General features: G+C 73.3%; 15 protein-coding genes and 1 pseudogene. 2 read left to right on the top strand and 14 right to left on the bottom strand.

Features of this window, described 5'->3' with window-relative positions; genetic code table 11:
- Nucleotides 1-27 precede the first annotated feature (27 nt).
- The 4 genes from ACRAKJ_RS40490 to ACRAKJ_RS40475 form a co-directional block, all read right to left on the bottom strand.
- A complete protein-coding gene (locus ACRAKJ_RS40490) occupies nt 28-609 on the bottom strand; it encodes an RsiG family protein (protein WP_438923909.1) in 582 nt (193 codons plus the stop codon).
- Between the two features lie 60 nt (nt 610-669).
- Nucleotides 670-1518 (bottom strand): 3-keto-5-aminohexanoate cleavage protein, encoded by an 849-nt coding sequence (locus ACRAKJ_RS40485; protein ID WP_438923908.1) that lies wholly within the window; start codon nt 1516-1518, stop codon nt 670-672.
- A 189-nt stretch (nt 1519-1707) separates the two neighbouring features.
- The gene (gene ygfZ / locus ACRAKJ_RS40480) at nt 1708-2802 is read right to left on the bottom strand and encodes a CAF17-like 4Fe-4S cluster assembly/insertion protein YgfZ (protein WP_438923907.1); all 1095 of its coding nucleotides are present in this window, start codon (nt 2800-2802) and stop codon (nt 1708-1710) included.
- The gene (locus ACRAKJ_RS40475; protein ID WP_438923906.1) at nt 2799-3248 is read right to left on the bottom strand and encodes a transcriptional repressor; all 450 of its coding nucleotides are present in this window, start codon (nt 3246-3248) and stop codon (nt 2799-2801) included. Before ACRAKJ_RS40475 ends, ygfZ begins: the two co-directional genes overlap by 4 nt.
- A 34-nt stretch (nt 3249-3282) precedes the next feature.
- On the opposite strand from ACRAKJ_RS40475, the gene ACRAKJ_RS40470 reads away from it, so the two are divergent.
- A complete protein-coding gene (locus tag ACRAKJ_RS40470) occupies nt 3283-4125 on the top strand; it encodes an aminodeoxychorismate lyase (protein ID WP_438923905.1) in 843 nt (280 codons plus the stop codon).
- Between the two features lie 31 nt (nt 4126-4156).
- Here the strand turns inward: ACRAKJ_RS40470 and ACRAKJ_RS40465 are convergent, their stop codons facing one another.
- The 10 genes and pseudogenes from ACRAKJ_RS40465 to ACRAKJ_RS40420 all read right to left on the bottom strand — a co-directional run bounded on the left by ACRAKJ_RS40465 (nt 4157) and on the right by ACRAKJ_RS40420 (nt 10822).
- On the bottom strand, nt 4157-5020 hold the full coding sequence (locus tag ACRAKJ_RS40465) for a 5-oxoprolinase/urea amidolyase family protein (RefSeq protein ID WP_438923904.1): 864 nt from the start codon (nt 5018-5020) through the stop codon (nt 4157-4159).
- 323 nt (nt 5021-5343) lie between these two features.
- Nucleotides 5344-5943, bottom strand: a pseudogene (gene pxpB / locus ACRAKJ_RS40460) (5-oxoprolinase subunit PxpB); the annotation flags it as partial.
- Between the two features lie 86 nt (nt 5944-6029).
- Nucleotides 6030-6623, bottom strand: coding sequence for an FABP family protein (locus ACRAKJ_RS40455; RefSeq protein ID WP_438923931.1), 594 nt, complete (start codon nt 6621-6623; stop codon nt 6030-6032).
- Between the two features lie 347 nt (nt 6624-6970).
- Nucleotides 6971-7273, bottom strand: a complete 303-nt coding sequence (locus ACRAKJ_RS40450; RefSeq protein WP_438923903.1) for a DUF1416 domain-containing protein — start codon at nt 7271-7273, stop codon at nt 6971-6973.
- Nucleotides 7274-7275: 2 nt separating this feature from the next.
- Entirely contained in the window at nt 7276-8121 is an 846-nt protein-coding gene (locus tag ACRAKJ_RS40445) for a rhodanese-like domain-containing protein (protein ID WP_438923902.1), read from the bottom strand.
- Nucleotides 8122-8149: 28 nt separating this feature from the next.
- Entirely contained in the window at nt 8150-8587 is a 438-nt protein-coding gene (locus ACRAKJ_RS40440) for a DUF4395 domain-containing protein (protein WP_438923901.1), read from the bottom strand.
- Nucleotides 8588-8692: 105 nt separating this feature from the next.
- Nucleotides 8693-8770 carry a putative leader peptide gene (locus ACRAKJ_RS40435; protein WP_411970356.1) on the bottom strand — a complete coding sequence of 26 codons (78 nt, stop codon included), beginning with the start codon at nt 8768-8770 and terminating at the stop codon, nt 8693-8695.
- Nucleotides 8771-8835: 65 nt separating this feature from the next.
- Entirely contained in the window at nt 8836-9309 is a 474-nt protein-coding gene (locus ACRAKJ_RS40430) for a TlpA family protein disulfide reductase (RefSeq protein WP_438923900.1), read from the bottom strand.
- On the bottom strand, nt 9306-10100 hold the full coding sequence (locus ACRAKJ_RS40425) for an LmeA family phospholipid-binding protein (protein WP_438923899.1): 795 nt from the start codon (nt 10098-10100) through the stop codon (nt 9306-9308). Before ACRAKJ_RS40425 ends, ACRAKJ_RS40430 begins: the two co-directional genes overlap by 4 nt.
- The gene (locus ACRAKJ_RS40420) at nt 10097-10822 is read right to left on the bottom strand and encodes an alpha/beta fold hydrolase (RefSeq protein WP_438923898.1); all 726 of its coding nucleotides are present in this window, start codon (nt 10820-10822) and stop codon (nt 10097-10099) included. Before ACRAKJ_RS40420 ends, ACRAKJ_RS40425 begins: the two co-directional genes overlap by 4 nt.
- Nucleotides 10823-11033: 211 nt before the next feature.
- Between ACRAKJ_RS40420 and ACRAKJ_RS40415 the strand changes: the two genes are divergently transcribed.
- Nucleotides 11034-11786 (top strand): winged helix-turn-helix domain-containing protein, encoded by a 753-nt coding sequence (locus ACRAKJ_RS40415; protein WP_438923897.1) that lies wholly within the window; start codon nt 11034-11036, stop codon nt 11784-11786.
- The last annotated feature ends 8 nt before the right edge of the window (nt 11787-11794 follow it).

Raw genomic sequence — 11794 nt, 5'->3', positions numbered from 1 at the left:
GCCTGTCCGGATGGCGGGAGTGTGATCCTATTCCTTGGAACGCCCCGGGTTGTTCGGCCACCCGCGCTCGGCGGCCAGCAGCTCGTCCACCGACGCGCTGCCGCTCTGGTAGCGGCCCGCGATCTCGGCGTTGAGCCGGTCGACCACGGCCTGCACCTCGCGCCGCCGCCCCGACACCGACGCCTCCTCGCCGACGAACACCCGCAGGGCGAGGACCAGCTTGTCGTCCGACAGCGCGCTGACGTCCGACAGGTCCACGTCGGAGACCAGCGCCTCGACGTGCCGCCGGTGCGCCTCCGCCCGGGACGGCTCCTGCGTCTGGTAGCGACCCAGGCCCGTCGCCGGTCCGACCGCGTTCGACGACAGGATCGTCGCCAACTGGTCCACCACGGCCGACCCGCCCGAGATCCGGCGCTCCTGCTCGGCGCGCACGATGTCGATCCGCGCGTGCAGCAGCCGCCTCAGGTACGACAGGTCGGTCTCCTCCTGCGCCGCTTCGTCGCGCAGCGCCCGCACGTCGGCGAGCGGGAGTTGCTCGACCCCCTCCGCGTAGTCGGGGGCGAGCACCCGGTCGATACGGCGGCGCCCGCCAGGACGCACCTCGATCACGTACTCATCCTGAGGTAGTTCCTGCCCACCCGCCAACACAAACCTGCTTCCAAAGTTGTTTCAAACCTGTACCGGACTGCGCACGCCCAAAAGTGCACGTGCATCTGCACACGGGAGCGGCGGGCGTTGCGCGATCTTCGCCAACCCGGCCGCACGGGCCACCAACTGCGCGTTGTCCCGGACCGGCTGTCCCTTCGCGTAGGAAATGGTGTCCTCCATTCCCACCCGGAGGTGCCCGCCCGCGGCGAGCGCCGTCAACATCACCGGGAGGGTGGTGCGCCCGATCCCGGTCGCGGAGAACGACGCGCCCTCCGGCAGCAGCCGCAGCGCGGAGGTGAGCGTCTCGGCGTCGCCCGGCATCCCGCCCGGCACGCCCATCACCAGGTCGACGTGCACCTTGCCGCCCGCGGGCAGGCCGTGCTGGTCCAGCAGCCTGCGCAGCGACGCCAGCTGCCCCAGGTCGAAGATCTCGTACTCGGGGGCGATGCCCCGCTCCTGCATCCCCTTGTGCAGGGCGACGACGAACTCCCAGCGGTTCAGGAACACGTCGTCGCCGAAGTTGACCGTGCCCATCGTGCAGGACGCCGAGTCGGGCAGCGCGTCCAGCACCCGCAGCCGGTCGGCCTCCGGGTCCGTCACCGCGCCGCCCGTGGAGAGCTGCACCACCAGGTCGGTGCTCTGCCGCAGCGCGGCCACGGTCTCCTTGAGCAGGCCGAGGTCGAGCGTCGGCCGCGTGTCCGCGCCCCGGACGTGCACGTGGACCACGGCCGCACCGACCTGCTCGCAGGCCCGGGCGGTGGCGACCAGCTCGTCCAGGGTGACCGGGAGCCGGGGCACGTCGGCCTTGGCGTGCTCGGCCCCGGTGGGGGCGACGGTGAGCAGCGTGCCGTGGGAACCGGGTCGGGACATGCCGGTGATCCTGGCACAGAACCCGTTCGGACCAGCGCGGCGGCGGGGCGGGTCCTCCGCTCCGCCGCAGGTCGGGGGTGTTGCCGGTTTTCCGGTCCGGACGGCCGGACCGGTGCGCGCTGTCGGTGCCCCGCTGTCGGTGCGTGCCGCCGGTGTCCCGCTGCCGGTGTCCCGCCGTCGGGCCCCGGGTCAGCGCCCCAGGTTGCGGGCCGCCTCGCGGCCCAGGCCCGGGGTGTCCGGCGGCACCGAGTCGGGGTCGATCGCGGCCTGCACGCGGCGGTCCTCGGTGCCCACCAGCAGCTCGGTCTCCGGGGACACCGAGCGCTTGACCAGGGCCAGCGCGACCGTGCCCAGCTCGTGGTGCAGGGCGACGGTGCCGACGCGGCCCACCACGCGGTCGTCGACCAGGACCGGGTCACCGGTCTCGGGCTGGACCTCGCGGGAGCCGTCCAGGTGCAGCAGCAGCGTCCGGCGGGGCGGGCGGCCGACGTTGTGGACCTTGGAGACGGTCTCCTGGCCCCGGTAGCAGCCCTTGTTCAGGTGGACGGCCTCGTCGACCCAGTTCGCCTCGTGCGGAATGGTCTTCTCGTCGGTGTCCACGCCCAGCCGCACCCGCAGGGACTCCACGCGCAGCGCCTCGAACGCCCAGCTCCCCGCCGGCCGCGCCCCCGCCCCGGTCAGCCGGCCCCACCAGTCGGCGAGCGCGGCGCGCGGCACCACCAGGTCCGCCGCGTGCCGGCCGGGCCACGACGTGCGGCGGACGAACCCATCGCCGTCGAGCGCGACCACGCCATGAGGATCGTCCGGCAAGGGAACATTCAGATTGTTGAACAATCCCACGATCTCCGGGCCGATCACGGACAGCACCGCCAGGTCGGCGGAGGCGTCGCGCGGCTCGACCTTGGACCAGAAGACCATCTTGGTCAGGTAGCCGAGCAGGTCGCCGGCCCGCTCGGAGCCGGTGTCGAGGTAGACGACGCCGCCGACGTTGGCCGCGGCGGCGTGGTGCTCGACCCGGCCCTGGACGTCGAGGATCAGCGCCTCGGTGGCCCGGTCCTCGCCGAGCGCCTCGAAGTGCTGGCTCGTCAGCGAGTGCAGCCAGGTCAGCCGGTCCTCGCCGGAGATCGCGAGCACGGCCCGGTTCGACCGGTCCACCACCACCACCGAGCGCACCGCCGCCCGCTGCTCCGCGAACGGGTCGCCGAAGTGCCACGGCACGCCCTGGTCGGGGTTGCCGTCGAACGGGGCGACCGCGCCGGGCGCGGTCAGCAGCGGTGAGTTCACTCGGACTCCTTCGGTTCGACCTCGGCGAGGCACTCGCGGCACGTGCCGGACAGCGCGAGGTGGCTCGCATCCAGTTCGAACCCGTACTCGGCCGCCAGTGTTCCCCCGAGCGGGGACAGCAGCCCGCACGGGATCTCGTCGACCCGGCCGCAGCGGTGGCACACCAGGTGCACGTGCTCGTGCGCGTCGACCGAGTAGTTCGGCGCGCCGTGGCCGAGGTGGGTGTGCCGGACCATGCCGAGCCGGTCGAGCAGGTCGAGGGTGCGGTAGACCGTCGTGATGTTCACCGTGGGCGCGGTGACCTGCACGCGGCGGCAGATCTCCTCGGGCGTCGCGTGCCCCAGTTCGCGCACCGCGTCGAGCACGAGCTGGCGCTGGGGCGTCATGCGCATGCCGCGGTCGTGCAGCGTCTTGCGCAGGGCTTTCGGGCCGCCGGCGGTGTCCACGAAAGCCATGGTAGGGCGTGAGTAGTCTCACGGTATGCGCGTGCTGGCACTCCTGGACGGAACACTGGCCGACCCCGACGCCCCGCTGATCCGGGTCGACGACCTCGGTCTCCTGCGCGGCGACGGCGTCTTCGAGACGATCCTCGTCGTCGGCGGCGAACCCCGTGAACTGGGCCCCCACCTGGACCGCCTGGCCCGCTCGGCGGCGATGCTCGACATGCCCGAACCCGACCGCGCCGCGTTCGAGCGCGCCGTCGACCTCGTGTTGAGCACCTGGTCGGGCGGCCCCGAGATCGCGCTGAAGCTCGTCTGCACGCGCGGTGTCGAGGGCGGCGACGGCACGCCCACCGGGTTCGCCCTGGCCGCGGACATCTCGCCGAAGGTCATCGCGCAGCGCGCCGAGGGCATCGCCGCGATCACCCTCGACCGGGGCATCGAACCCGGTCTGGCCGAGCGCGCCCCGTGGCTGCTGCTCGGCGCGAAGTCGCTGTCCTACGCGGTCAACATGGCGGCGCTGCGCGAGGCCGAGCGGCGCGGCGCGGACGAGGTCGTGTTCACCACCTCGTCCGGCTCGGTGCTGGAGGGGCCGACGTCCACGCTGGTCCTGGCGCGCGGGCGGACCCTGACCACGCCGCCGTCGACGCTGGGCATCCTGCCGGGCACCACGCAGGCCGCGCTGTTCCGGGCCGCCGAGCGCGACGGCTGGACCGTCGAGGTCGCGCCGATCGAGGTCGAGGAGCTGTACCCGGCGGACGGCGTGTTCCTCGTGTCGAGCGTCCGCAAGATCACCCGCGTGCACACGCTGGACGGCAAGGTGCTGCCGGACTCGACCGCGCTGCACGCCGTGCTCGACGGGTTCTACGAGTCGGAGTACTGAGCGGCGGCGGCCCCGGTCACCCCCGCCCCGGTCACCCCTGCGGGGAGAACCGCAGCGCGGTGCCCGGGGCGGCCTGGCCGAGCAGCGGGAGCGCGTCGGCCGGCACCACGCCGATCACCGGGTAGCCGCCGGTCGTCGGGTGGTCGGCGAGGAAGACGACCGGCGCCCCGTCCGCCGGCACCTGCACCGCGCCCGTCACCAGGCCCTCGCTCGGCAGCTCCCGCCCCGCGCGGCGCGGGTCGCGTTCGAGGGCCGTCCCGGTGAGCCGGAGGCCGACCCGGTTGCTGCGGTCCGACACCACCCACCGCCCGGCGCGCAACCGGCCCGCGGGGTCGGTGAACCAGTCGTCGCGCGGGCCGAGCAGCACCGGCACGACCAGCACGTCCGGCACCCGGACCGGCACCAGCACGTCCACGCCCACCGGGACGCCGGTCGGTTCCCCGAGCGGCAGCTCGTCACCGGGGGCCAGCGGCGCCGGGCCGAGGCCGGAGAGCAGGTCGGTGGACCGGCTGCCGAGCTCGGCAGGCACCGCGACGCCACCGGAGACGGCGACGTAGCACCGCAGCCCGCCCGAGGGTGCCCCGAGGGCGAGCGTGTCGCCGGGGGCGAGGTGCAGCGGGGAGTCGCGCGGCACGCCGTTCACCAGCGCGGGCGTGACCGGCCCGGTGACCGCGACCGTGCAGGAGGCGCCAGCGCGCAGGACGAGGCCGCCGAGCAGCACTTCGAGACCGGCCGCCCCCTCGGGGTTGCCGACCAGGCGGTTGGCGAGCGCCAGGGACGGTGCGTCGAGCGCCCCGGAGGGCGGCACGCCGAGGTGCGCGTTCCCGGGCCGGCCGAGGTCCTGGACGAGGGTCTGCGGTCCGGTGCGCAGGACGGTGAGGGTGCGCGCGCTCACCGGGCAGCCCCGGAACCGGCGGCATCCGAGCGGGTGGCCTTCGGGTAGTAGCCGGTCGCGGGGTGGCCGGTATCGGCACGGTCGGACTCATCGCGGCTGCCCTCGGCGTGGTCGGACTCGGCGCGGCTGGCCCTGGCACGGCCAGCCTCATCGCGGCCGGACTCGGCGTGGCCGGTCCCGGAGCAGGCGGGCTCGGGGCGGTCGGCTTCTGGACGGTCGGGCTCGGCGCAGGCGGGCTCAGGGCGTTCGGCCTCGGCGCGGTTGGAGTTGGTGTGGTTGGGCTCGGCGGGGTGGGGGGTGGTGCGGGGGGTGCCGAGGTGGCCGACGGCTGTGAAGCGGACCCGGTGGCCGGGGGCCAGCAGGGCCGGTTCCGGGCGTCGGGGGTCGAAGAGGGGCGCGTCGGTGCTGCCGATCAGCCTCCAACCGCCGGGGGTGGCCCTCGGGTAGGCGGCCGTGTACTCGCCGGCCACGGCCACCGAGCCCGCCGGGACCTTCGTGCGCGGGGAGTCCAACCTGGGCTGGCGCAGCGGCTCGGGGAGGCCGACCAGGTAGGCGAAGCCGGGCGCGAACCCGCAGAACGCCACCTGGTACTCGGCACCGGTGTGCAGCTCGACCACCTCGGCCGGGGTGAGCCCCGCCGTCTCGGCGACCAGGTCCAGGTCCGGCCCGTCGTAGCGGACCGGGATCACCACCTCGCGGGACGCCGTCCCCACCCGGTGCGCCAAGTCGACCCCGGCCAGCACCTCGCGCACCGCGCGCAACCCGCCCGGCCTCGTCCCGACCAGCACCGTCCGCGCGGCCGGCACCAGCTCGACCACGTCCGGCAGCTCGGCCGCCGCCAGCGCGGCGCGCACCGCCTCGACCTCGCCGAGCGAGTCCACCTCGACGAGCACCGCGTGGGTGCCGCAACGCCGCAGCCGCATGCCGACAGCTTACGGCCAAGATGAGGATTGTTGAACAATCCAATCGGAGAACGTCCCAACAAGGGGGATGTTCAACGATCGGACGTTCAGCCCACGATGCGCTTGAGGTGCGCCGAGGTGTGCGGCTGGAGCGGCTGGCCCATCATGGCCCGCTCCTCGACGTACGCCAGGTCGCCGCTGTTGACGATGCCGTACAGGCGCTGCGCCCCGGTGACGTCCTTGGCGGTCGCCGTGCGGACCACCGCGTCCGTGCCCAGCTCCCACGACGTCGGGTTGAGCGGCTTGCCGTAGTACAGCTCCACGATCCCGGTGTTGTGCGTCAGCAGCAGCTCGATCGTGTCGTCCGCCTGCGGGCGCCAGAACCCGGTCTCCCGGGCCGCCGGGCGGATCACCGCGCCGTTCTCGTCGAGCAGCCACGACCGGGCCTCGTAGTACAGGAACGGCCGGCCGTCGTGCGCGAACGTGATCTGCTGGCCGAACCGGTAGGGGCCCTCGATCGTCGGGTACACGACCTCGCCCTCGCCGCGCCACACGCCGATCAGCGGCAGCAGCGCCAGGCACGCGTCGTGCAGGGAGGGGCCCTCGCGCAGGTTCGCCGTGTCCGCCGGGATCGGCAGGTCGTCGAACTGCGGCAGGTTGCGCCCGCCCGTCACCGACGCGCGCGCCGCGGCGGCCTGCACGGCCGCGTCACCGCTGCCCGGGACGGGCGCCCCGCCGTTCGCGGCCGGACCGCTTGCGGCCGGACCGTTCGCAGCCTGACCGCTCGCGGCCGGACCGTTCGATGCCGGGTCGTTCACGCCCGGACCGTCCACGCCGGGGCCGTTCACCGCTGGTCGGAGAACAGCCGGTACACGACGTACCCGGCGAACCACACGACGAGCAGGGACACGAACACCAGGAGCCCTGTGAAGAAGTGTTCCACCAGCCGAGTTTATCGCCCTCGCCCCGGACGCCGCCGGTCCCGGTGGCGAACGCCACCGGGACCGGGGAGAACAGCGACCCGGGCGACCGGATCGGCAGCGGACCGTCAGGCCACCGCGACCGCGACCGAGTGCACGCCGGGACCGTCGGCGCTGACCGACGCCTGCCCGTTGCCCGAGCGGTGCAGGGCGCGGACCGTCCAGGTGCCGGGCGCGGCGAAGAAGCGGAAGTCGCCCTCCGGCGAGGACACGACCTCGGCGGTGAACTCGCCGGTCGAGTCCAGCAGCCGCACGAACGCGCCGCCGACCGGCCCGTCGCCCGACGTGACCTTGCCGCTCAGCACGACCTCGTTCGCACCCACCGCGATGTCGACGCCCTGCTGGGGCGCACCGCAACCGTCCAGGCTCATGATCAGTTCCCCTTGCCGTCGCCCAGCTCGACCGGCACGCCGACCAGCGAGCCGTACTCCGTCCACGAACCGTCGTAGTTCTTCACGTCCTCGTGGCCCAGCAGCTCGTGCAGCGCGAACCACGTGTGCGACGAGCGCTCGCCGATGCGGCAGTACGCGATCGTCTTGCGCGAGCCGTCGAACCCGGCCTCGCCGTAGATCTCGGCCAGCTCCTCGTTCGACTTGAACGTGCCGTCCTCGTTGGCCGCCTTGCTCCACGGCACGTTGATCGCGCTCGGGATGTGGCCGCCGCGCTGCGCCTGCTCCTGCGGCAGGTGGGCGGGGGCCAGCAGCTTGCCGGAGAACTCGTCGGGCGAGCGCACGTCGACCAGGTTCTTGTTGCCGATCGCGTCCACGACCTCGTCGCGGAACGCGCGGATCGCCAGGTCCTGCTCCTGCGCGGTGTACGTGGTGGCCTCGCGCTGCACCGGCTCCTTGTCGAGCGGGCGGCCGTCGAGCTCCCACTTCTTGCGGCCGCCGTCGAGCAGCTTCACCGCGTCGTGGCCGTACAGCTTGAAGTACCAGTACGCGTAGGCCGCGAACCAGTTGTTGTTGCCGCCGTAGAGGACCACGGTGTCGGAGTTGGCGATGCCCTTGGCCGACAGCAGCTTCTCGAAGCCGGCGCGGTCGACGAAGTCGCGGCGGACCGGGTCCTGGAGCTCGTTCTTCCAGTCGATCTTCACCGCGCCCGGGATGTGGCCGCCGTCGTAGGCGGTCGTGTCCTCGTCGACCTCCACGAACACCACACCGGGCGCGGTGAGGTTCTCCTCGGACCACGCGGCCGAGACCAGGACGTCTTCACGGCTCATCGAGCTGCTCCAATTTTCTTCGTTCGTACTACTGGGGGCGGGCGAGGGCGGGTGCGTAGCGGCGCAGGAGCAGGAACACCTCGCAGCCGAGGCACAGGCCGAGCGCGGCGTTGAGCAGCGCGGCGACCAGCGCGGCGGAGGTGGCGGCGACCCCGAGCGCGGTGAGTCCGGTGGCGTACCCGATGGTGCCGACCAGCGCGAACACGAAGCCGACGCCCTGCGCGAACCGCAGCGGGGCGGCCTCCTCGCGCTCGGCGGTCGGGGTGATCCTCGGCTGGACGGCGTACCGGTAGACGTGGCCCCACGGGTTGAGCTTGAGCGAGACGAACGCGCACAGGCCGAACAGCACGGTCTGCGCGGCGAGCAACCGCCACGAGCCGGTCAGCAGCACCACCGCGAGGATGGCGGTGGTGATCCAGGCGCTGAAGCGCGGACCGCGAGGGTCAACTGGGGCATCTTTCGACACGGCGACGACCTCCTGACGGGGACAAGACCTGGTAGTCCGTCTCAGGCGGTGGTAGAGGCGCGGCGCGCGTGCGTCAAGGGCACGGGGCCGGCCGGGACCGCCCGGTCAGCTCGTCGCGCGACACAGGCTGCTGCGCACGCGGCACAGGTCCACCGCGAGTCGCTTGGTCAGCAGCGTGGTCATGGGGGCGAGGGTAGTCGGTCGTCCCTCTGGTCGGGAGTACCGCCCATGTGGTGGGAAATCCGGCTTCACCCGTTCGGGTCAGGCAGGTGCGGGCGCAACGCCGCGACGAGGACGTCCGGTCGCGGTACGCCGCCGACCCGCAACAGCTCCGCGCCCGACGCGTCCAGCGCGAGGGTCGTGGGCGCCCGCAGCACGCCGAGGGCCTTCGCCACCTCCGGCAGGTCGGTCACGTCCAGCTCGACGTGCCGCAGGCCCTCGGTCCGCCCGGCGAGCGCGCCGAGCAGCGCGCCCGCCCGCCGGCAGTTCGCGCAGAACGACGTGGAGACCTGGAGCAGGGTCACCGGCGTGCCCGGGTCGAGCAGGTCGCGGACCTCGCGCGGCAGATCGTCGCGCGGCAGCCCGTCACGGGGCAGCCCGTCGCGCGGCCCGCCGTCACGGGGCGGGGCCGGCGCGCGGACCCGGCCGTCGCGCCGCTTCAGCAGCACGCCGACCAGCGCCACCACCAGCACCGCGCCCAGCAGCGCCCAGGCACCGGTCACTGCTGGTCCAGCGGGATGTCGTTGATGGTGCCCTCGACGGTGAACGCGCCGCTCTCCACCTTCACCGCGGTCGGCGTCACGGTGAACGGCAGCACGCCCGGGTCGATCGTGACGCTCAGCGCCTCGCGCACCACGCCCAGCACCGCGTCCAGGCCGGCGAGCGCGGTGTCGTCCAGCTCGACGTCGTTGATCGCGATGGCGACCTGGCCGTTGACCAGGGACACCGTGCCGTAGGCGGCGATCCGGATCTCGCGGCTCGCGACCGTCGTGGTGCCCGACAGCTTCACCGCGGCCACCGTCGGGTTCGGCGCCTGCCCCGCGGGCGGCTCGGTGCGGGTGTCCGGCTCGATGGCCATGTCGGAGAACGGCGTGACCTGGTCGACCAGCCGGTTCAGGTCGGCCGCCTGGATCTTCACGCTGCCGCGCACCTGGTCGATCTTGGCGTCGCGGGTGTTGCCCGACAGCAGGTCCGACAGGCCGATGCGCACGTGGTAGAGGTTGGCCCGGATCTCCAGGTCGCGGAGCTGGTCGGCCACCGGCACGCCGGTCGCGCTGATCTCGATGTCCCGGTAGTCGCCGGCGAGGGCCTGGGCGGTGAACGGGAAGCCGTTGATGCGGACCGAAGGGTCCTCGCTGAGCCGGAACTTGTCCCGCATCTTCTGCGCGACCTGGTACTCGCCCGCCGCCGCCAGCCCGAAGTCGGCGGCGACCAGCAGGCCGCCGAGCACGAGTGCGGCGATGACGATCTTGCGTCCCCTGGTGGGGCGGCGCTTGGTCCCGGTCGCCGTCATGGTCCTTCTTCCGCGGTCGCGTGGTGGGTCGCTTCGGGGGACGTGCGGCGGTCCAGCCAGGTTGCGATCCGGTCCACGAGGGCCGGCGTCATGGCCGACTCGGCGTGCCGCACGCCGGGTTCCAGCCACAGCTCGGCGTCGCCGCCGGCCGCGCGGTGCAGCGCCACGGCGTGCGCGGGGCCGAAGTAGTGGTCCTGCTCGCCGTGCACGATGAGCAGCGGGGTCGGCGCGATGCGGTGCACGACCTCCAGCGGGCTCTCCGGGGGCGTGGTCCACGGCGCGCCGAGCCGGACGCCCAGCGCGCGGGCGGCGAGGCGGCCGTGCGGCTGCTCCAGCAGCCAGTGCACCCGGCGCATGGCCGGGGTCTCCCGCACCCACCAGCGGGAGGGCGCGCTGACCGCCGCCACGGCGTCCGGGCGGTCCTCGTGCAGGCCGGCGTGGCGCAGGGCGATCGAGGCGCCCATGGAGAACCCGACGGTCACCACGCGTCGGTACCCCAGTTCGCGGGCCAGCGAAACGCCCGCCGCGAGGTCGTGCACCTCGTCGCCGCCGACCGTGGACGCGCCGCCGGAGCGGCCGTGGCCGCGGAAGTCCAGCGCGACCACCCCGCCGTGCCCGGCGAGGCGGCGCAGCACTCGTGACACGAACGGTTTCCGCACGTGGTTGGTGAAGCCGTGACCCACCACGAACGCCAGGTCGGTCACGGACCGTGTCGACCTCACGTGCACACCGTCCAAACGGACGGCGTCGTGTGACATGGATGTAACAGGCGTGACGCTTGTGGAAACAACTGTGACCCTGACCTGCTGACCTGGGTCTTTTGCGGTGCGCACCGGTATCGTCTCCGTCATCCGCAGGCAACGGGGCCCGGTCACCGTACTTCGCGCTGCCTGGTCCGGTGACCTCACACCGGCCGAACGAGAGGGCGCCGCGATGAGCATCGACGTGCTGCTGCTGACCACCGACTCCGATCCCGAGGCGGTCCTCCCCGCGCTGTCGCTCCTGCCGCACGAGGTGCGACCGCTGCGCCCGGAGGTCTCCGCGCTGCTGGAGGCCGGTCCGCACGACATCGTCCTGGTCGACGCCAGGACCGACCTGGTCGCCGCGCGCAGCCTGTGCCGGCTGCTCGACTCCAGCGGCGTGGACGTCCCCGTCGTGGCGATCGTCACCGAGGGCGGCCTGGTCGCGGTCAACTCCGACTGGAGCGTCGACGAGATCCTCCTGCCGACCTCCGGCCCGGCCGAGGTGGACGCCCGCCTGCGCCTCGTGCGCTCCCGGCGCGGCACCCAGCAGCCCGGTGGCGACGGCTCGCTCCAGCTCGGCGAGCTGGTCATCGACGAGGCGACCTACACCGCCCGGCTGCGCGGTCGCCCGCTCGACCTCACCTACAAGGAGTTCGAGCTGCTCAAGTACCTCGCGCAGCACGCGGGCCGCGTCTTCACCCGCGCCCAGCTGCTCCAGGAGGTCTGGGGCTACGACTTCTTCGGCGGCACCCGCACCGTGGACGTGCACGTCCGGCGCCTGCGCGCCAAGCTCGGCCCCGAGCACGAGTCGCTCATCGGCACCGTGCGCAACGTGGGCTACAAGTTCGTCCGCCCGCCGCGCCCGGGTTCGGCCCGCCGCGTGGAGCACCTGGACGCGCCGGAGACGACGATCGACGACGCGGAGCTGATCTTCAGGGCGTGACCGGGCTC

This window comes from Saccharothrix sp. DSM 118769 (assembly GCF_052936295.1).
This window is presented reverse-complemented; position numbering and strand designations above follow the sequence as displayed.

What these genes read in the sequence shown, in the direction of transcription:
- ACRAKJ_RS40415 (WP_438923897.1), top strand. Translation starts at nt 11,034, where the DNA reads ATGAGCATCGACGTGCTGCTGCTGACCACCGACTCCGATCCCGAGGCG.
- ACRAKJ_RS40435 (WP_411970356.1), bottom strand. Translation starts at nt 8,770, where the DNA reads ATGACCACGCTGCTGACCAAGCGACTCGCGGTGGACCTGTGCCGCGTG.
- ACRAKJ_RS40425 (WP_438923899.1), bottom strand. Translation starts at nt 10,100, where the DNA reads ATGACGGCGACCGGGACCAAGCGCCGCCCCACCAGGGGACGCAAGATC.
- ACRAKJ_RS40485 (WP_438923908.1), bottom strand. Translation starts at nt 1,518, where the DNA reads ATGTCCCGACCCGGTTCCCACGGCACGCTGCTCACCGTCGCCCCCACC.
- ACRAKJ_RS40445 (WP_438923902.1), bottom strand. Translation starts at nt 8,121, where the DNA reads ATGAGCCGTGAAGACGTCCTGGTCTCGGCCGCGTGGTCCGAGGAGAAC.
- ACRAKJ_RS40450 (WP_438923903.1), bottom strand. Translation starts at nt 7,273, where the DNA reads ATGAGCCTGGACGGTTGCGGTGCGCCCCAGCAGGGCGTCGACATCGCG.
- ACRAKJ_RS40470 (WP_438923905.1), top strand. Translation starts at nt 3,283, where the DNA reads ATGCGCGTGCTGGCACTCCTGGACGGAACACTGGCCGACCCCGACGCC.